The 19,111-nt window shown below is 67.1% G+C and carries 15 protein-coding genes and 5 tRNA genes; 6 read left to right on the top strand and 14 right to left on the bottom strand.

Going from position 1 to position 19,111, the window contains the following annotated elements:
- The 9 genes from VFE83_RS16865 to VFE83_RS16825 all read right to left on the bottom strand — a co-directional run.
- On the bottom strand, positions 1-1,467 hold a 1,467-nt coding region (locus VFE83_RS16865; RefSeq protein ID WP_324908289.1), incomplete at its 3' end, for an LON peptidase substrate-binding domain-containing protein.
- A gap of 215 nt (positions 1,468-1,682) precedes the next feature.
- Entirely contained in the window at positions 1,683-2,972 is a 1,290-nt protein-coding gene (clpX, locus tag VFE83_RS16860) for an ATP-dependent Clp protease ATP-binding subunit ClpX (protein ID WP_324908287.1), read from the bottom strand.
- A gap of 165 nt (positions 2,973-3,137) precedes the next feature.
- Positions 3,138-3,764 carry an ATP-dependent Clp endopeptidase proteolytic subunit ClpP gene (clpP, locus tag VFE83_RS16855; protein WP_115842923.1) on the bottom strand — a complete coding sequence of 209 codons (627 nt, stop codon included), beginning with the start codon at positions 3,762-3,764 and terminating at the stop codon, positions 3,138-3,140.
- A 141-nt stretch (positions 3,765-3,905) separates the two neighbouring features.
- Positions 3,906-5,201 carry a trigger factor gene (gene tig / locus VFE83_RS16850; protein WP_324908284.1) on the bottom strand — a complete coding sequence of 432 codons (1,296 nt, stop codon included), beginning with the start codon at positions 5,199-5,201 and terminating at the stop codon, positions 3,906-3,908.
- Positions 5,202-5,454: 253 nt separating this feature from the next.
- Positions 5,455-5,539, bottom strand: a tRNA-Leu gene (locus tag VFE83_RS16845).
- A 103-nt stretch (positions 5,540-5,642) separates the two neighbouring features.
- Positions 5,643-5,718, bottom strand: a tRNA-Lys gene (locus tag VFE83_RS16840).
- A gap of 53 nt (positions 5,719-5,771) precedes the next feature.
- Positions 5,772-5,848 (bottom strand) — tRNA-His (locus VFE83_RS16835).
- Between the two features lie 26 nt (positions 5,849-5,874).
- Positions 5,875-5,951 (bottom strand) — tRNA-Arg (locus VFE83_RS16830).
- A 58-nt stretch (positions 5,952-6,009) separates the two neighbouring features.
- A tRNA-Pro gene (locus VFE83_RS16825) sits at positions 6,010-6,086 on the bottom strand.
- Positions 6,087-6,230: 144 nt separating this feature from the next.
- Here VFE83_RS16825 and VFE83_RS16820 point away from each other — a divergent pair.
- Positions 6,231-6,989 (top strand): Bax inhibitor-1/YccA family protein, encoded by a 759-nt coding sequence (locus tag VFE83_RS16820; RefSeq protein ID WP_324908282.1) that lies wholly within the window; start codon positions 6,231-6,233, stop codon positions 6,987-6,989.
- A gap of 55 nt (positions 6,990-7,044) precedes the next feature.
- Here the strand turns inward: VFE83_RS16820 and VFE83_RS16815 are convergent, their stop codons facing one another.
- From VFE83_RS16815 to grxC, 4 genes are all read right to left on the bottom strand, one after another.
- Positions 7,045-8,376 (bottom strand): Na+/H+ antiporter NhaC family protein, encoded by a 1,332-nt coding sequence (locus tag VFE83_RS16815; RefSeq protein WP_324908280.1) that lies wholly within the window; start codon positions 8,374-8,376, stop codon positions 7,045-7,047.
- Positions 8,377-8,554: 178 nt separating this feature from the next.
- Positions 8,555-9,562, bottom strand: coding sequence for an isocitrate dehydrogenase (locus tag VFE83_RS16810; RefSeq protein WP_324908278.1), 1,008 nt, complete (start codon positions 9,560-9,562; stop codon positions 8,555-8,557).
- 184 nt (positions 9,563-9,746) lie between these two features.
- Positions 9,747-10,136 carry a carboxymuconolactone decarboxylase family protein gene (locus VFE83_RS16805; RefSeq protein ID WP_324908276.1) on the bottom strand — a complete coding sequence of 130 codons (390 nt, stop codon included), beginning with the start codon at positions 10,134-10,136 and terminating at the stop codon, positions 9,747-9,749.
- A 131-nt stretch (positions 10,137-10,267) separates the two neighbouring features.
- Positions 10,268-10,570 carry a glutaredoxin 3 gene (grxC, locus tag VFE83_RS16800; protein ID WP_414674775.1) on the bottom strand — a complete coding sequence of 101 codons (303 nt, stop codon included), beginning with the start codon at positions 10,568-10,570 and terminating at the stop codon, positions 10,268-10,270.
- A gap of 201 nt (positions 10,571-10,771) precedes the next feature.
- On the opposite strand from grxC, the gene VFE83_RS16795 reads away from it, so the two are divergent.
- From VFE83_RS16795 to ppx, 5 genes are all read left to right on the top strand, one after another.
- The gene (locus VFE83_RS16795; RefSeq protein ID WP_324908274.1) at positions 10,772-12,421 is read left to right on the top strand and encodes a M48 family metalloprotease; all 1,650 of its coding nucleotides are present in this window, start codon (positions 10,772-10,774) and stop codon (positions 12,419-12,421) included.
- Positions 12,422-12,514: 93 nt separating this feature from the next.
- Positions 12,515-13,222 (top strand): phosphate regulon transcriptional regulator PhoB, encoded by a 708-nt coding sequence (gene phoB / locus VFE83_RS16790; protein ID WP_324908272.1) that lies wholly within the window; start codon positions 12,515-12,517, stop codon positions 13,220-13,222.
- 88 nt (positions 13,223-13,310) lie between these two features.
- Positions 13,311-14,636 (top strand): phosphate regulon sensor histidine kinase PhoR, encoded by a 1,326-nt coding sequence (phoR, locus tag VFE83_RS16785; RefSeq protein WP_324908270.1) that lies wholly within the window; start codon positions 13,311-13,313, stop codon positions 14,634-14,636.
- The gene (ppk1, locus tag VFE83_RS16780; protein ID WP_324908268.1) at positions 14,633-16,720 is read left to right on the top strand and encodes a polyphosphate kinase 1; all 2,088 of its coding nucleotides are present in this window, start codon (positions 14,633-14,635) and stop codon (positions 16,718-16,720) included. The genes phoR and ppk1 overlap by 4 nt, the downstream gene beginning before the upstream one ends.
- Positions 16,721-16,801: 81 nt before the next feature.
- Positions 16,802-18,331: an exopolyphosphatase gene (gene ppx, locus VFE83_RS16775; protein WP_324908266.1), complete on the top strand. Its 1,530-nt coding sequence runs from the start codon at positions 16,802-16,804 to the stop codon at positions 18,329-18,331.
- 13 nt (positions 18,332-18,344) lie between these two features.
- On the opposite strand, the gene VFE83_RS16770 is transcribed toward ppx, so the two are convergent.
- The coding region (locus VFE83_RS16770) for an MFS transporter (protein ID WP_324908264.1) at positions 18,345-19,111 on the bottom strand (767 nt) is incomplete at its 5' end.

Genomic DNA, 19,111 nt, shown 5'->3' with positions numbered 1-19,111 from the left:
CACTTCCATACGGTCGAGCAGCGGCGGCGGAATGTTCAGCGAGTTCGACGTCGCCACGAACATCACGTCGGACAGGTCGAAGTCGACCTCGATGTAGTGGTCCTGGAAGGTGTGGTTCTGTTCCGGGTCCAGCACCTCGAGCAGCGCCGACGACGGATCGCCGCGGAAATCCTGGCCCATCTTGTCGATCTCGTCGAGCAGGAAGAGCGGATTGCGCACGCCGACCTTGGACAGGCTCTGCAGGATCTTGCCCGGCATCGACCCGATGTAGGTCCGGCGGTGGCCGCGAATCTCGGCCTCGTCGCGCACGCCGCCCAGCGACATGCGCACGAACTTGCGATTGGTCGCCTTGGCGATCGACTGGCCCAGCGAGGTCTTGCCCACGCCCGGCGGTCCTACCAGGCACAGGATCGGCCCGCGCATCTGCTTCACGCGCGACTGCACGGCGAGGTATTCGAGGATGCGCTCCTTGACCTTCTCGAGCCCGAAGTGGTCGGCGTCGAGTACTTCCTGCGCGGCCTTGAGGTCCTTGCGCACCTTGGTGCGCTTCTTCCACGGCACGCCCAGCAGCCAGTCGAGGTAGTTGCGCACGACCGCCGCCTCGGCGGACATCGGCGACATCTGCTTGAGCTTGTTGAGCTCGGCCTTGGCCTTGGCTTCCACCGGCTTGGGCATGCCGGCTTCGGCGATCTTGCGGGTCAGCTCGTCGATGTCGTTGGGCGCGTCATCGATCTCGCCGAGCTCCTTCTGGATCGCCTTCATCTGTTCGTTGAGGTAGTACTCGCGCTGGCTCTTCTCCATCTGCGACTTCACGCGGCCGCGGATGCGCTTCTCCAGCTGCTGCACATCGATCTCGCCATCGACGAGGCCGACCAGGAGTTCCAGGCGCGCGCCGACGCCGTGCGTCTCCAGCAGCTTCTGCTTGTCGCCAATCCGCACGCCCAGGTGCGCCGCGATGGTGTCGGCCAGGCGTCCCGGCTCGTCGATGCCGGAGAGCGTCTGCATCAGTTCCGGCGGCAACTTGCGATTGGTCTTCACGTACTGCTCGAACAGGCCCATCAGCGAACGTGCGATCGCTTCGATCTCGCGCTCTTCGCGGTCGCTGTCCGGCTCGATCACTTCGGCCTGCCCGTGGAGTGCGCCGTCCTGCTCGACGACGTCGTGCACGTTCACGCGCGAAACGCCTTCGACCAGCACCTTGATCGTGCCGTCGGGCAGCTTGAGCAACTGCAGCACCTGCGCCAGGGTGCCGACCTTGTAGAGATCGCCGGCGCGCGGGTCGTCGGTCTCGGCCGACTTCTGCGCGACCAGCAGGATGCGCTTGTCCGATTCCATCGCCAGATCGAGCGCGTGGATCGACTTGTCCCGACCGACGAACAGCGGGATCACCATGTGCGGAAACACCACGACATCGCGCAGTGGCAGCACTGGCAGGTTCAGCGTCTCGTGTCCGTGGGAATGAGGCATGGGGGGACTCCGGAAAACCGATGAGGGCGGCGGGCGCCCTGGGAAGGATGGGCGTCGGGGCCCATGGCGACGGTTATGGGGTCCGCCGCGAACGGATGCAAGCGGCCCGCAGCCTATGCTGCGGGCCGGTGGCATTTATCCATTGTGAATCAGGCGTTTAGACCGGAAAAACGTCGGTCGCAGATGGCCTGCGACGCCGCGACGCCGGTCACGCCTCAGTCGGCCGAGGCGACCTTGGGGGCGGCCGGCGGGGACTGGTAGATCAGGTACGGCTCGGTCTTGTGATCGATCACCGATTCGTCGACTACCACCTTGCTGACGTTCTCCAGCGACGGCAGCTCGTACATGGTGTCCAGCAGCACCGACTCCACGATCGTGCGCAATCCGCGCGCGCCGGTCTTGCGCTTGAGCGCCTTGCGGGCGATCGCGGACAGCGCGTCCGGACGGAACTCGAGTTCCACGCCTTCCATCTCGAACAGCTTCTTGAACTGCTTGGTGATGGCGTTCTTGGGCTCCGTCAGGATCTTGACCAGCGCGGGCTCGTCAAGCTCCTCCAGCGTCGCCACCACCGGCAGGCGGCCGACGAACTCGGGGATCAGGCCGAACTTGATCAGGTCCTCCGGCTCCACGTCCGCCAGCAGCTTGCCGACGTCGTTCTTGCGCTCGCTGCTCTTGACCTTCGCGCCGAAGCCGATGCCGCCGGCCTCCGTGCTGCGCTGCTGGATGATCTTGTCCAGGCCGGCGAACGCACCACCCACCACGAACAGGATGTTGCGCGTGTCGACCTGCAGGAATTCCTGCTGCGGGTGCTTGCGTCCACCCTGAGGCGGCACGGACGCGACGGTACCTTCGATCAGCTTCAGCAATGCCTGCTGGACGCCCTCGCCCGACACGTCGCGCGTGATCGACGGGTTGTCGCTCTTGCGCGAGATCTTGTCGATCTCGTCGATGTACACGATGCCCTGCTGCGCCTTTTCGACGTCGTAGTCGCACTTCTGCAGCAGCTTCTGGATGATGTTCTCCACGTCCTCGCCGACGTAGCCGGCTTCGGTGAGCGTGGTGGCATCGGCAATGGTGAACGGCACGTTGAGCAGGCGCGCCAGCGTCTCGGCCAGCAGCGTCTTGCCCGAGCCGGTCGGGCCGACCAGCAGGATGTTCGACTTGGCCAGTTCGACGTCGTCGTTCTTCTGCCGGCTCTCGATGCGCTTGTAGTGGTTGTACACGGCGACCGCGAGCGTGCGCTTGGCGCGCTGCTGCCCGATCACGTACTGATCGAGCACGTCGAGGATCTCGCGCGGCTTGGGCAGGTGGCTACGGGCCGACTGTGCCTTCTCCTCGAGCTCCTCGCGGATGATGTCGTTGCACAGCTCGACGCATTCGTCGCAGATGAACACACTCGGGCCCGCGATGAGCTTGCGGACCTCGTGCTGGCTTTTCCCGCAGAACGAGCAGTAGAGGATCTTGTTGCTGTCGCCGGTGCTGCGGCCCTGTCGGTCGTCGCTCATGCTTGTGCCCAAATGGTGCTCGTGTCTTGAACTCGCTGGCCGAAAGCTTGTCGAGGCCCGACGCGTTCAGGTGCTGCGGCCCGAGGATAACACAGCGATCCGGCCCGCCCCGCGGGCCGGATCACAGGCCGGATAATTCGAGAAATCAATGACCTGGCGATGAGGTCAGCCCGCCTGGATCGAGTCTTCCGGCCGCCGCTCGAGGACCTGGTCGACCAGACCGTACTCGCGGGCCGCCTCGGCGCTCTTGAAGTTGTCGCGCTCGGTGTCGCGGGCGATGGTTTCCAGCGCCTGGCCGGTGTGCTTGGCGAGGATCTCGTTCAGGCGCTGGCGCAGGGTCAGGATCTCGCGGGCGTGGATGTCGATGTCCGTCGCCTGGCCCTGGAAGCCGCCCAGCGGCTGGTGGATCATCACGCGCGAGTTCGGCAGCGCGTAGCGCTTGCCCTTTGCGCCGGCCGCCAGCAGCAGCGCGCCCATCGAGGCGGCCTGGCCGACGCAGATGGTGCTCACGTCCGGCTTGATGTACTGCATGGTGTCGTAGATCGCTAGGCCCGCGGTAACCACGCCGCCCGGGGAGTTGATGTACAGGCTGATGTCCTTCTCGGGGTTCTCGGCCTCGAGGAACAGCATCTGCGCCACGATCACGTTGGCGACGTGGTCGTCCACGCCTCCCACCAGGAAGATCACGCGCTCCTTCAACAGGCGCGAATAGATGTCGTAAGCGCGCTCGCCGCGGCTGGTCTGCTCGACCACCATCGGCACGAGATTCAAGGCTTTGGTCAGGTTGTCCATGTTCGACGGCCCTTCGGGCTGGATATCAGAGGCGCTTACAGGAAGCGAGGTCCGGTCAACTTGGGGCCAACCGCACCGGAGCGCAAGGGGCGCGTCCTTTCGGGCGAACGGGGCCGCGAATTGCGCGGCCCCGCAGCGGACTTACTGGCGGATCGCCTCGTTGAACGAGAGCGGCTGCTCGATGTGCTGGGCACGCTCGGCGATCCAGTCAATCACCTGTTCTTCCATCACGCGGGCCTGCAGGCCGGACATCAGCTGCGCGTCGTTGCGGTACAGCTCGATGACCTGCTGCGGCTCCTCGTAGGTCGAGGCGATCAGGTTCATGGTTTCGTTCAGGCGCTTGGGATCCAAGCGCAGCTCGTTGCGGCGGGCGATCTCGCCCACGAGCAGGCCGACCAGCACGCGCTTGCGCGCCGCATCCATGAAGCCCATGTGCGCATCGGCGGGGATCTCGCCGACGGCACGGCCTTGGCGGCGCGCGGCGTCGATGGTCTGCGCGGCCATGTTGCGGGCTTCGGCCTCGACCAGCTTCGGCGGCATTTCGACGTGCGAGTAGACAGCGATCAGCTGCTCGCCGACTTCACGACGCAGGCGCGTCATCAGGGCGCCCTTCAGTTCGCGTTCCAGGTTGGAGCGGATGTCGGCGCGGAACTGGTCCATCTGGCCGCTGCGCACACCGAAGCTCTTGATGAACCCCGCGTCCACTTCCGGCAGCACCGGCTCGGACACCTTGGTGGCCTTCAGGTGCACCTGCACCGTCTTGCCGGCGAACTGCGGCACGCGCCAGTCGGCCGGGAAATCGACTGCCACAACCTTTTCCTCGCCGGCCTTCATGCCGACCAGCGCCGACTCGATGGCCGGGAACATGGCCGCCGAGCCAATCACGGTGGCGCCGCGTTCGACGCCCTCCGCCGGGAGGCGCTCGCCGCCGACTTCGGAGAACGTCTCCACCTCCACGGCGTCGCCGATGGCGGCTTCGCGCTCCACGGCAGCCCAGGCGCGGCGCTGCAGGCGCAGGTTCTCGATCATCGCGTCGATGTCGGCCTCGGTCACTTCCGAGACATGCCGCACCACGTTGAGCTTGGCGACGTCGATGTCGCCGAAATCCGGAACGACTTCGAACGTGGCGACGTAGGACAGTTCGCTTTCGGCGGCGGGCACGATCTGCGGGTTGCCGGCCACCTGCAACGACTCCTGGCGGATGGCGTTGCTGAAGCCTTCGCGTAGCAGGCCGTCCAGCACTTCGGCCCGGACCTGCGCGCCGAAGCGCTGCTCGATCACCTTGGCCGGCACCTTGCCGGGACGGAATCCCTTGATCTTGGCGCCCCGCGAGATCTCGCGCAGGCGGCCGCCGACCTGGGCCTCCAGACGATCCGCCGGGAGGCTGAAAGTCATGCGGCGTTCGAGGTTGCCGAGCGATTCGACCGAAACTTGCATATCCACTCCTGCCGCCGCGGCACCCCGGCCACGGCACGATGTTGATGATCCTGTCCGACCGCAAACGGGCGACGAGCACACTCGCCGGCCAGCGGAACGCAGTAGTTTGGCCGATTACGGGGCGCTCCGCCAGCGCGGCGGAGGTCCTGCGGCGACCAGGGAAATCCTTGTCGGAAGCCCCTGTCCCGGCCGCCAGACGCGTTACTCGCGAGCGCCCGCCCGATGTCGCCAGCCGCCATTTATTGACGGAGGCTGGTGCGAAAGGCGGGACTCGAACCCGCACGCCTTGCGGCACTGGAACCTAAATCCAGGGCGTCTACCAATTCCGCCACTTTCGCTTTTGCTGGGCCGGGCCGGGACCTGGCGCTCCCGCGCGGGCGCATTCTAGGCCGCGGGTGCGGAAAAGAAAAAAGCACCTGGGGGACCAGGTGCTTTCCGGATTGGTGGGCCGTCAAGGATTCGAACCTTGGACCTATTGATTAAGAGTCAACTGCTCTACCAACTGAGCTAACGGCCCGGAACAACTTAGGGGCGAAATCATAACAACAAAAATCGATCTCGCCAACAATCTGGGGTGGCTGAGGGGACTCGAACCCCCGACAACTGGAATCACAATCCAGTACTCTAACCAACTGAGCTACAGCCACCATAAAGCTTGTTTTCGTGGTGTTTCTGGCGCGCCCGGCGGGACTCGAACCCACAACCACCGGCTTAGAAGGCCGGTGCTCTATCCGGTTGAGCTACGGGCGCCAGCCTTACATCTTAACTGACACCGTCGCCGCTACCGTCGGTCGAGCACTCGTCTGGATGGTCGGGGCAGAGGGATTCGAACCCACGACATCCAGCTCCCAAAGCTGGCGCTCTACCAGGCTGAGCTATACCCCGAGTCCGGGACTTCCGTTGCGCGCCAACGCCGCGAAAGGCCGGGTATTTTGGTCGCAGCCACCCCGGCTGTCAACGACGCATGTGCGACCGCGGCCTTGTATCCTCCCTGTGTTCACAAACCACGCATGGACACGGGGAGAACGCATGCGCAGCGGCAATCCGGCACTGAAGGAATCCACTTTTCTCGACCTGGCCAGCGGCACCGTCGTGCGCCGCGACGGCGACGCGATGACGCTCACCGGCACGGTCAACAAGACCGGACTGCTGTTGCTGCTGAGCGTCATCACCGCGACGTTCGCCTGGAACCAGATCGAGTTCACTCCGGCGGGCGCCGTGGGCGCCGGCCCGTACGTCTGGGGCGGCGCGCTGGGCGGCCTGGTGCTGGCGCTGGTCACCGTCTTCAAGAAGGAATGGTCGCCGGTCACCGCACCGCTCTACGCGCTGGTGGAAGGCTTCTTCCTGGGCGCGATCTCGGCGATGTACAACCACCTGTACGAAGGCATCGTCCTGCAGGCCGTGATGCTGACCTTCGGCACGATGTTCGCGCTGCTGTTCGCCTACCGTTCCGGCCTGGTCAGGGCGACCGAGAACTTCAAGCTCGGCGTGGCCGCCGCGACTGGCGGCATCGCCCTGCTCTACCTGGTGACGATCGTCCTGGGGTTCTTCGACATCCGCGTGCCATACATCCACGAGTCCGGCCTGATCGGCATCGGCTTCAGCCTGTTCGTGGTGGTGATCGCGGCGCTGAACCTGGTGCTGGATTTCGATTTCATCGAAACCGGCGTCGAACAGAACGCACCGAAGTACATGGAGTGGTACGGCGCCTTCGGCCTGATGGTCACGCTGGTGTGGCTGTACGTCGAATTCCTGCGCCTGCTGGCGAAGCTGCAGTCGCGCGACTGACCTGCGCGCAAACGATGCAACGAAGGGCGCGGAGCGATCCGCGCCCTTCGCGTTTTCAGGAGGCTGCGTCCGCGCGTGCCGCCATGGTCTTCCGTGCAGGCCACAGCATCGCGACGATCGTGATGACGCCGAGCAACCAGCTGTAGTGGACGTTGCCGGCCAGCGCCAGCGGCGACACCGCGCCGAGCGAGGCTGCCAGCAGGATCTGCGCGCCGTACGGGAGCACGCCCTGGGTGACGCAGGCGAAGATGTCGAGCACGCTGGCCGCGCGCGCCGGCGGCACGCCGTGCTGCTGCGCGATGTCGCGTGCGAGGCCACCGCTGATCAGGATGGCGACGGTGTTGTTGGCGGTGAACACGTCGGTGGTGGCCGACAACGTCGCGATGCTGATCTCGCCGGCACGGCGGCTACGATGCCCACGCGCGAAGCGACTGATCACGCCAGCCAGCCAGGCCAGCCCGCCGGTGGCCTTCATCAGCGCACCCAGTCCGCCGACCAGCAGCGACAGCAGGGTGATTTCCACCATGCTCTCGAAGCCTTCCCAGATGTGCGTGGCATATGCGGCGACGCCGAAATCGTCGGCGAAGAACGCGCCGAACAGACCCGCGATGACCAGCCCGATGCTCAGCACGATGATCACGTCGACACCAACCATCGCAAGGCCCAGCACGATCACGTACGGAATGATCAGCCAGGGCGAAACCGGATCGAGGTTCTGCACCGGCGCGGTCTCGCCGATGAAGCCCAGCACGACCACGGTCACCAGTGCGGCCGGCAGGGCCAGCTTGAAGTTTTCGCGGAACTTCTCGCGCATGGTGCATCCCTGCGTGCGGCTGGCGACGATGGCGGTGTCGGAGATGACCGACAGGTTGTCGCCGAAGGTGGCGCCGCCGATCACCGCACCCAGGACCAGCGCCCGGTCCAGTCCCGATGCGTCGGACACGCCCAGCGCGATGGGAGCGACCGCGGCGATCGTTCCCATCGAGGTGCCCAGCGATAGCGAGATGAAGCCGGCGACCACGAACAGGCCCGGGAGCAGCAGTGCCGGATGCACGTGTCCGATGCCCAGCGCGACGATCGCGTCGACCGCGCCGATCGCCTTGGACACCTCGACGAAGCCGCCCGCCAGCAGGAAGATCAGGCACATCAGCACCACGTTGTGGTCGCCCATGCCCGACAGCAGCGTCTCCAGCGGCTTGATCTCCCGGCGCCAGGCGATGAACGCCGCCAGCGCCAGCGCCGGCAGGATCGCCACCGGCGCCCGCAGCTGGTAGAAGCCCATCGCCTCACCGTGGCTGGTGAAGTACAGGCCGGCGCCGAAGAACAGCGCCAGGAACACCAGCAGCGGCGTCAGCGCCAAGGCGCTTGGCCGGACGGGTTGATTCATCTCTTTATCCGAATGAATTAGAAGCGGGCGAATTCTGACGTCCGGCCGGGGCGCTGTCGACCCCACGGACGGAACACAGGCCGAGCATGCGCGCGCGCAGTCCCCGATGGCGTTGCGACCCCGGAAAAGCAGACGGGGCGCCGAAGCGCCCCGTCACGAACAGCCCTGGCCCGCCGCGTCAGATGCGGCTGGCGATGGCGCGTGCGAACGACATCGTGTTGCCGGTGCCGCCCAGGTCCGGGGTCAGCGAATCCTTTGCTTCCAGCGTTGCGACAATGGCTTCGCGCAGCGCGGTGGCCTTCTCAGGCTGGCCCAGGTGGTCGAGCATCTGCGCGGCGCCCAGCAACAGCGCGCACGGGTTGGCGATGCCCTTGCCGGCGATGTCCGGCGCGGAGCCGTGCACGGCCTCGAAGATCGCCGCGTCGGTACCGATGTTGGCGCCCGGCGCGAGGCCGAGGCCCCCGACCAGGCCGGCGCACAGGTCGGAGATGATGTCGCCGAACAGGTTGGTCGTGACGATGATGTCGAACTGCTCCGGACGCATCACCAGCTGCATGCAGGTGTTGTCCACGATCATCTCGTTGCACTCGATGTCCGGGTACTCGGCCGCGACCGCGCGCGCGGTCTTGAGGAACAGGCCGGACGTTGACTTGAGGATGTTGGCCTTGTGCACGACCGTGACCTTCTTGCGGCCGGTGCGGCGCGCCAGTTCGAAGGCGTAGCGCACGATGCGCTCGGAGCCGCGGCGGGTCACCTTCTGCGTCAGCAGAGCGGTTTCGCCATCTTCCGACAGCGACTGGCCTTCGCCGATATAGGCGCCCTCGGTGTTCTCGCGAACAGTGATCAGGTCGACGCCGGTCGGGAAGCGCGACTTGGTGTTCGGGAACGACTTGGCCGGACGCACGTTGGCGTACAGGTCGAAGCGCTTGCGCAGCTCGACGTTGATCGAGCTGAAGCCCTCGCCGACCGGCGTGGTCAGCGGGCTCTTGAGCGCGATGCGGTTCTTGCGGATCGAGTCGAGCGTGGCCTGCGGCAGCAGCTCGCCGTGCTTCTCGAGCGCGACCAGGCCGGCATCGGCGAATTCGTACTGCAACCCGAGGTTCATCGAGTCCAGCACCTGCAAGGTGGCGTCCATGATCTCCGGGCCAATGCCATCGCCACGGATGACCGTAATCGTCTGCGTCATAGGGGATTTCTTCCGACTTATGGGCGCGCGATACGCAAGTACGGCGCCGGATGGTGAGCCGGAGAATTATGCCGGAACCGCCCGGCCCCTGCAGGATCGGCAGGCACGCACTTGGTCGGAAGCCTGCTGGAACGCGCCTGGAAGCGCTCCCGGCGGTTACCGGGAGCGTGAAGACGACGTGGGATCAGCCGTGGTCGTGGCCGGCCGGCGCGGCAGCCTCGCCCTGCTCCAGGCGGTCCAGGAAGTCCACCGCGCGCCGCAGGTGAGGGATCACGATGGAGCCCCCGACCACCAGGCCCACCGAGAACGCCTCGAACATCTCGTCACGGTTCACGCCGGCCTCCTTGCACTGGGCGACGTGGTAGCTGATGCAGTCGTCGCAGCGCAGCACCAGCGAGGCGACCAGGCCCAGCAGCTCCTTGGTCTTCACGTCGAGCGCGCCGGCCTGGTAGGTCTGCGTGTCCAGCGCGAAGAAGCGGCGCACGACCTGGTTCGGCTCGGCCAGGATGCGCTCGTTCATGCGCTTGCGGAACGCGGTGAACTCGGCGACGCGGTCGTTAGTTTCGTTGCTCATGGAAGGTCCGGATGGGAGTGCGGCGCCTATGATGCGGCCCGCTTGAGGGGGCGTGCCATCGCGACGTGGCTGCCGGCAGCGGCAACCTTGCGGCGTACCGGCGGATGGCGGCGGGACCCGCCGCGGTTGCGTCAGCCCGCGAGCAGCGGCTCCAGCCCGCCAGCGCGATGCAGCGCGATCATGTCGTCGTAGCCGCCCACGTGCGTGCCGCCGATGAAGATCTGCGGGACGCTGGTGCGCCTGGCGCGCGCGATCATCGTCTCGCGCTGCGCAGGGTCCAGGTCGATGCGGATCTCAGTCCAGCTGCGGCCCTTGCTCTTGAGGAAATTCTTGGCCGCGACGCAATACGGGCAGATCGCGGTGGTATAGATGACGATCTCGGGCGTGCCGGAACCTGCGGTGCTGGTATCGGACACGGAAGCGGTATTGCTCAAGGGACCTCCTGCATGAACTCGGCGATGCGGCTGTGGTCGAATATGGGACCGGTCCGGGGCCATTTCCACCCCGCGCACGGAACGGTGAATGACCGCGGATGTGCGCACGGGGGGATTAACTGGCGATTCATCCCGGGTGTCGACCCGGCCCGCATGCTCCGTTCGCGCCCGGAATGCTCCTGCCCCTGAGGAACGGCTCACTTGCGTCGAATCGCCCTGCTCACCGCCGCACTGACCCTCGCCGTCGCCAGCGTCTGTTCGCCGGCGCAGGAGTCGAACCTGCCCGACATCGGCTCCTCGGCGGGCGAGTTGCTGTCGCCGCGGCAGCAGGAGGAATACGGCGCGATGATGCTGGCTCAGCTGCGCCACTACGACTACCTGCTCGAAGACCCGCTCATCGACAGCTGGCTCGATACGCTGGGCACGCGCCTGGCCGCGCACAGCGACCGGCCGCGGCAACCCTTTACCTTCTTCATGCTCCGCGAGCGGCAGATCAACGCCTTCGCGACGCTGGGCGGCTACATCGGCGTCAACTCCGGCCTGATCCTGGCCGCCGATCGCGAGGACGAGGTGGCCGGCGTGCTTTCGCACGAAATCGCGCACGTCACCCAGCAACATGTGCTGCGCGGCGCCGAACGCGCGCAGCGCGACCAGTTGCCGATCCTGCTGGCCATGCTCGGCGCGATCGTCGCGGCGCAGGCCGCGGGCGGAAACTCCTCGGACGATGCCGCACAGGCAGCGATGGCCGGCGCGATGGGCCTGATGCAGCAGCGCCAGATCAACTACACCCGCTCCAACGAATCCGAGGCCGACCGCCTCGGCATCCAGACGCTGGCCCGCACCGGTTACGACCCCGAGGCCATGGCGGATTTCTTCGCGACCATGCAGGCGCGCTCGCGCAGCAACGGCGCGAACTACTGGGGCGAGTCGCCGGACTGGCTGATGACCCATCCGGTCACCATCACCCGCATCACCGAGGCGAAGGACCGTGCCGAGCGCATCCGCCGCGAGAACGGCACCTCCGAGGTCTGCGTGCGCGACCCGGAAGGTCCGGACCAGTGTTCCAAGGAGTCCGCCCCGCGCCCGCAGCTGCCCAGCGACGGCACGATCAACCCGCTGTTGCCGCCCAACCTGGCGGCCAGCCTGGCGCCCGCCATCTCCGACGTGGGCACCGGCCGTTTCGACTACGCGCGCGAACGCCTGCGCGTGCTCAGCGCCAACACTGCGAGCGACGCGATCCGCGAGTACGAGCGCATGGGCGACGCCGGCAAGCAGACCGACGCACAGCGCTATGGCCTGGCATTCGCGCGCATGCGGGCGAACCAGCCGGCCGCCGCCGCGGCGGAGTTCGAGAAACTGCTGCAGCGCCATCCCGGCGACCAGTGGCTCACGCTGGCCCTGGCCGAGGCCGAGTCCCGCAGTGGCAAGGCCGCATCGGCCGACGCGCGGTTCGAATCGCTGCTGCGGCAGACGCCGCACAACCGCGCGGTGATCCTGACCTACGCGGACGTGCTGGCGGAGCGGAACACCATCGAAGCCGGCAAGCGTGCGCAGGCGATCCTGCGGCCGCTGATGGGCGGGGCCGGCCAGGACGCCGTGTTCCAGCGCGTGTTCGCACGGGCCTGCGAGATCGCCGGCGACCCGGTGCGCGCGGGCGAAGCCTACGCCGAGGCGGCCTATCTGAACGGCCGGCCGGAGCAGGCGCTGGTGCAGCTCAACACGCTCAAGCGACGGCCCGACCTGGACTACTACGCCCGCGCACGCATCGAGGCACGCATCGCCGCCATCACGCCGACCGTGCTGGAGTTGAAACGCCAGGGCATCCGCGACGAGGATCTGCGTCGTCAATGACGACCGTCCGATGACGGTGTCATGCAGTGGTCATAAAACGGTAGTGTACTGACGCGGCTTCCAAGGCCCCTCCAGCCTCCCCCCGGTGACCGCGTGCAGAAGCGCATCCTGATAGTCGAAGACGAACCCGCCATCCGCGACATGGTGTCCTTCGCCCTGCGCAAGGGCGAGTACGAACCCATCCATGCCGGCGACGCCCGCGAGGCGCAGGCCGCCATCGCCGACCGCGTGCCCGACCTGATCCTGCTGGACTGGATGCTGCCCGGCACCAGCGGCCTGGAGCTGGCGCGGCGCTGGCGCAAGGACCAGCTGACGCGCGAGGTCCCGATCATCATGCTCACCGCCCGCGGCGAGGAGAACGACCGCGTGGGCGGCCTCGAGGCCGGCGTGGACGATTACGTGGTCAAGCCGTTCTCGGCACGCGAACTGCTGGCACGCATCCGTGCGGTGCTGCGCCGGTCGCGCGAGGACGACGAGGACGGCAGCGTGGCGGTCGGCCCGCTGCGCATCGACGGTGCCGCGCACCGTGTGTTCGCGCACGCCGGCGACGGCGACCAGGCCGTGCAGATCGGTCCCACCGAATACCGCCTGCTGCATTTCTTCATGACCCACCCCGAGCGCGTGTACACGCGCACCCAGCTGCTGGACCACGTCTGGGGCGGCAGCGTGTACGTGGAGGAACGCACGGTCGACGTGCATATCCGCCGCCTGCGCAAGACGCTCGAACCGCATCAGCTCGACGGCATGGTCCAGACCGTGCGCGGCGCGGGCTATCGCTTCTCGGCCTCGGTGGAGGCATGAACGCAGTGGAGAGTGGAGAGAAGTGAGAAATGGGTTAACGATCGACGGCTTTACTCGTTTCCCACTTCTCATCACTCTTTCCTGACCTATGCCACCCCGCGCCCGCTCCGCCTGGCTCCGCACGCTCGGACAGCTCGCATTGATCCTGGCGGGTGCGGCGGCCGTGGGTGTCCTGCTGGGCTATCCGTGGCCGGTGATCACGCTGGCCGCGCTGGGCGTGGTGGCCTGGCATTACTGGCGGTTGCGCAACGTGCTGCTGCGGCTGACCGCGCGGCAGCGCCTCAGCCCGCCACTGGGCGAAGGCATCTGGAACGAACTCGACCGCCTGCTCTACCGCAGCCAGTCGGAAATGCGCGCGCGCAAGAAGCGCCTGATCGAGATGCTGCGCGCCTATCGCGCCGCCGCGGCCGCGATGCCCGACGCGATCGTCGTGGTGGAACGCAACACCCAGCGCATCCAGTGGTTCAACCACTCGGCCAACAGCCTGCTGCAGCTGCGCTACCCACGCGACCTCGGCGCGCCGCTGGCCGACCGCCTGCAGCCGCTGCAGCTCTCGCACTGGCTGGCTTCCGGCCGCAACGCCGAGACGCTGGAAATCGCCTCGCCGTGGAATCCGGCGGTGACACTCAGCCTGCGCCTGATCCCCTATTCCGACGACCTGTGGATGCTGGTGGCGCGCGACGTGAGCCGCCTGCTGCAGCTGGAGCAGATGCGCCGCGACTTCGTCGCCAACGTCTCGCACGAGCTGCGCACGCCGCTGACCGTGGTGCACGGCTATCTCGACATGCTCGATCCGGACGAACATCCGGACTGGGCACCGATGCTCGCCGAGATGCAGCGGCAGTCGCAGCGCATGACCCAGTTGGTCGAAGACCTGCTGATGCTGTCGCGCCTGGAATCGCAGGACAGCCTGCCCGCCGAGGAAACCGTCGCGATGGCGCCGATGCTGGCGACATTGCGCCGCGAAGCGAGCGCACTCAGCCAGGGCCGGCACGAGGTGGTCGTGGAGGACAGTGCGGGCGTGGACCTGTGGGGTTCCAACAAGGAACTGCACAGCGCGTTCTCCAACCTGGTCAGCAACGCCGTGCGCTACACGCCGGCCGGCGGCACCATCCGCGTGCGCTTCCGCCCCGAGGGCAAGGGAGCCGTGCTGGAGGTCATCGACAGCGGCTATGGCATCCCCGCCGCGCACCTGCCCCGCATCACCGAACGTTTCTACCGCGTCTCGACCAGCCGCTCGCGCGAAAGCGGCGGCACCGGTCTGGGACTGTCCATCGTCAAGCACGTGCTCAACCTGCACCAGGCCCGGCTGGACATCACCAGCGAGGTCGGTCGCGGCAGCACGTTCTCCTGCCATTTCGGCGCCGACCGCGTGCGTCCGCGCGAGGATCTCGCCATGGAGGCTCTGCCATGAATGCCGCCGCCCTCGATTCCGTCGCCGACAGCGATCCGCTGCGCGACAACAGCCTGTCGTTCAACCGCGAGCTGTCGCAGCTGGACTTCAACTTCCGCGTGCTCGCGCAGGCGCAGGATCCGCAGATGCCGCTGCTGGAGCGGCTGCGCTACCTGTGCATCTCGTGCACCAACCTGGACGAGTTCTTCGAGATCCGCGCCGGCACGCTGCGCCACGCGCAGGACCTGGGCCTGGTGACCGGCCCGGACGGGCTGTCGCCGGCCACGGTGCTTGCGCGCATCCACGAGCGCGCCGCCAAGCTGGTGGCAGCCCAGTACGAATGCTGGAACCACGTGCTCCGCCCGGCGCTGGCCGAGGCCGGCGTGCGCGTGATGCATCGCGACGGCTGGAGCGAGCAACAGACGCAGTGGCTGCGCGAGTACTTCCGCGACGAGATCATGCCGGTGCTGTCGCCGCTGGGCCTGGATCCGGCGCATCCGTTCCCGAAGATCCTCAACAAGTCGCTCAACATCGTCGTGGTGCTGAAGGGCAAGGACGCGTTCGGCCGCGAAGGCCATCTCGCCATCGTGCGCGCGCCGCGCTCGCTGCCGCGCATCATCCAGATTCCGGAAGAGGTGTCCGGCGGCACGCACGACTTCGTGTTCCTGTCGGCCGTGCTGTCGGCGTTCGTCGACGAACTGTTCCCGGGCATGCAGGTCAAGGGCGCGTACCAGTTCCGCGTGACGCGCAATTCCGAACTCATCCTGGACGAGGATGAAGTCGAGAACCTCGCGCTGGCGCTGCGCGACGAACTCGTCGGCCGCGGTTACCTGCGCGCGGTGCGCCTGGAGATCGCCGAGCAGTGCCCGGACGAGATCGTCCGCACGCTGCTGGAGAACTTCGACCTGACCGAGAATGCGGTCTACCGCATCAACGGGCCGGTCAACCTCAACCGCGTCATCCAGGTCTACGACCTGGTGCAGCGCCCGGAGCTGAAGTTCCCGCCGTTCCAGCCGCGCCTGCTGCAGGGCGTGGAGGCCATGTTCGACAAGATGGCCGAGGGCGACGTGCTGCTGCACCATCCCTTCGACTCGTTCACGCCAGTGCTCGAGTTGCTCAAGCAGGCGGCCGAAGATCCCAACGTACTGGCCATCAAGCAGACGCTGTACCGCACGGGCAAGGAGTCGCCGATTGTCGACAGCCTGGTGCAGGCCGCGCGCAACGGCAAGGACGTGACCGTGGTGGTCGAACTGCGCGCGCGCTTCGACGAAGAGGCCAATCTGGGCCTGGCCGACCGCCTGCAGGACGCCGGCGTGCAGGTGGTGTACGGCGTGGTGGGCTACAAGACGCACGCCAAGATGATGCTCATCGTGCGCCGCGAAGGCCGCAAGCTGCGCCGCTACGTGCACCTGGGCACCGGCAACTACCACAGCGGCACGGCGCGCGTGTACACGGACTTCGGCCTGTTCACGGCCGATCCGGACATCGGCAACGACGTGCACCTGATCTTCCAGCAGCTCTCGGGCCTGGCGCCGTCGATCAAGCTCAAGCGGCTGCTGCAGTCGCCCTTCACGCTGCATGCGGGCGTGCTCAAGCGCATCGATCGCGAGACCCGCCATGCGAAGGCCGGCAAGCCAGCGCGCATCATCGCCAAGATGAACGCACTGAACGAGCCGCAGGTCGTGCGCGCGCTTTACCAGGCGTCGCAGGCAGGCGTGCAGATCGACCTGATCGTGCGCGGCGCCTGCACGCTTCGCCCGGGCGTGCCGGGCATCTCCGAGAACATCCGCGTCCGTTCGATCGTCGGGCGCTTCCTCGAACACCACCGCGTGTACTGGTTCGCCAACGACGGCGCGCCGGACCTGTTCTGCTCCAGCGCCGACTGGCTGGAACGCAACCTGCTGCGGCGGATCGAGACAGGCTTCCCGATCCTCTCGCCCGAGCTGGCGCGGCGCGTCTACGACGAGGCGCTGGCCAACTACCTGGCCGACAACCTCAGCGCGTGGGAGCTGCAATCCGACGGCGAATACGCGCGCGTCCAGCCCGTGGGCGACGACGCGCCACATTCGGCACAGGCCTGCCTGCTGGACAAGATCTGCGGGTGATGGTCCGGCCGGCAGCGACCGGATCATCGAACGTGCGCCTACGGATGGACGGCGTTGCACCTTAACGGGGATCATGTACGCATGAGCGACGCCTTCCCCACCAGCAAACTGCCGCTTGCCGACGGCGATCTGCTGGCCGCCGTGGATCTGGGATCCAACAGCTTCCACATGGTCGTCGCGCGCTACGTGCTCGGCCAGCTGCGCATCGTCGACCGCCTGCGCGAAACCGTGCGCATGGCCGAAGGCCTGGACCGCAAGGGCGGCCTAACGCCGGAAGTGCGCCAGCGCGCGCTCGACTGCCTGGCGCGGTTCGGTCAGCGCATCCGCGACGTCCCGCCGCAGCGCGTGCGCGCCATCGCCACCAACACCGTGCGCCGCCTGGCGCAGCCGCAGGCGTTCCTGGTCCCGGCCGAAGCCGCGCTGGGCCATGCCATCGAAGTCGTCGCCGGCCGCGAGGAGGCGCGCCTGATCTACCTTGGCGTCGCCCATGCGCAGCCCGCGCGCCCGGGGGAGCTGCGCCTGGTGATCGACATCGGCGGTGGTTCCACCGAGTGCATCATCGGTTCGGGTTTCGAGGCGATCGAACGCGAGAGCCTGCAGGTCGGCTGCATCGCCACCACGCGCCGTTTCTTCGAGAACGGCAAGCTGTCGCGCAAGAAGTGGCGCGAGGCACTCACCGAAGTCACCGCGGAATTCCAGCAGTTCGCCGGCACCTACCGTGCGCTCGGCTGGGACGAGGCGCTGGGTGCATCGGGCACCAACAAGGCCATCGGCGAGATCTGCGCGGCGATGAAGCTGACCAAGGGCGCGGTGACCGCCGAAGCCCTGCCCGTCCTGCGCGACAGGCTGCTGCAGGCCGACCGCATCGACGCCATCGAACTGCCCGGGCTTTCCGCGGAACGGCGTCCGGTGATCGCCGGCGGCGTGTTGATCCTGGAAGCGGCGTTCGATGCGCTGGGCCTCAAGCGCATGGCCGTCAGCAAGGCCGCGATGCGCGAAGGCGTGCTGTACGACATGCTGGGCCGCGGCGGCGTGGACGATCCACGCGATGCGTCGGTCGCCGCCTTGATGCAGCGTTACGGCATCGACGATGGCCAGGCCCGGCGCGTGGTCGCCACGGCATTGCGCCTGTTCGAACAGGTCGCGCTGGCCTGGCAACTGGACGACGACGACCGCCTGATGCTGCAGCGTGCTGCCCGCCTGCACGAGCTGGGCCTGGCGATCGCGCACAGCCAATACCACGTGCACGGCGCGTACGTGGTCGAGCATTCGGATATCGCGGGCTTCTCGCAGCAGCAGCAGCGTTTCCTTGCCGCGCTGGTCCGCACGCACCGCCGCGGCATTCCCAAATCCGCGTTCGATGCCCTGCCCGATCGCCTGCTCGCTTCCGCTCGCCGGCTGGCCGCCCTGCTGCGCCTGGCCGTCCTGCTGCACCGCGCGCACGAGGCCGACCCGATTCCGCAGCTGGACGCGCGCGCGGAGGCCAACACGCTCGTCCTCACCGTATCGCGCCGCTGGCTCGACGCGCGGCCGCTGGTGCGCGCGGACCTGGAGGGCGAGCCCGACGACATGGCCGGGCTCGGCATCGCGCTTAAGCTGGACGCGGTGTAGTCACGGCGGCGCCTCAGCGCCGGAAGTAGGCCTCGATCTGCTCCAGCGACTTGCCCTTCGTCTCGGGCATGAAGAAAGCGGCGACCAGGAAGTACACCACCGTGCAGCCGGCCCAGAAGAAGAACATGCTGGCGTAGCCGTGGTGTCCCACCATCGGCAGGAACATCGCCGCGATCACCGTCGATACGAACTGGTTGATCAGCAGCGCGATGCTCATGCCGTTGGAGCGGATGCGGTTGGGCATCAGCTCCGACAGCGCCAGCCAGACGCAGACGCCCGGCCCGACGGCGAAGAACGCGACGAACACCAGGATGCAGGCGGCCACGGCCCAGCCGTGTGCCGGTGGCGGCACCGGGCCGATGCGGGCCTGTTCGATGCGCAGCGGTGCCTGCGCGGCACTGGCGGGGTCGGCGAACGGGTTCAGATGCAGTTTGCGGAAGAAGGCACCGATCACGCTGTCGGCCTGCACGGTGCCGGCGCGCTCGATGCGCAGCTCGCGATCAGTCAGGTTGTCGCTGCGCAGGGCGCGCACATTGGTGAAGTCACCATAGGCGTACGACACGGTCAGCTGCATCGGTCGGCCCTGGCTGTCGATGCCATTGCTCAGGCGCTGCCACTGCGCGTCATCCAGAACCAGTTGCAGGCCATCGCCGTTGACCGCCGCCTGCAACTGCGGCTGCACATCAGCGCGACCGCGCTCGGCCTGGAAGAACAGCGTGGCCGCGGCCAGCAGGGCCACGCAGATACCACCGCTGCCGAGCATCAGCAGGAACTTGCGGC

This window comes from Lysobacter sp., from assembly GCF_035655815.1.
In the GTDB taxonomy this organism is placed as follows: Bacteria; Pseudomonadota; Gammaproteobacteria; order Xanthomonadales; family Xanthomonadaceae; genus Lysobacter_J.
The sequence above is the reverse complement of the archived record's forward strand: the minus strand, read 5'-3'. Positions and strand labels throughout refer to the sequence as shown.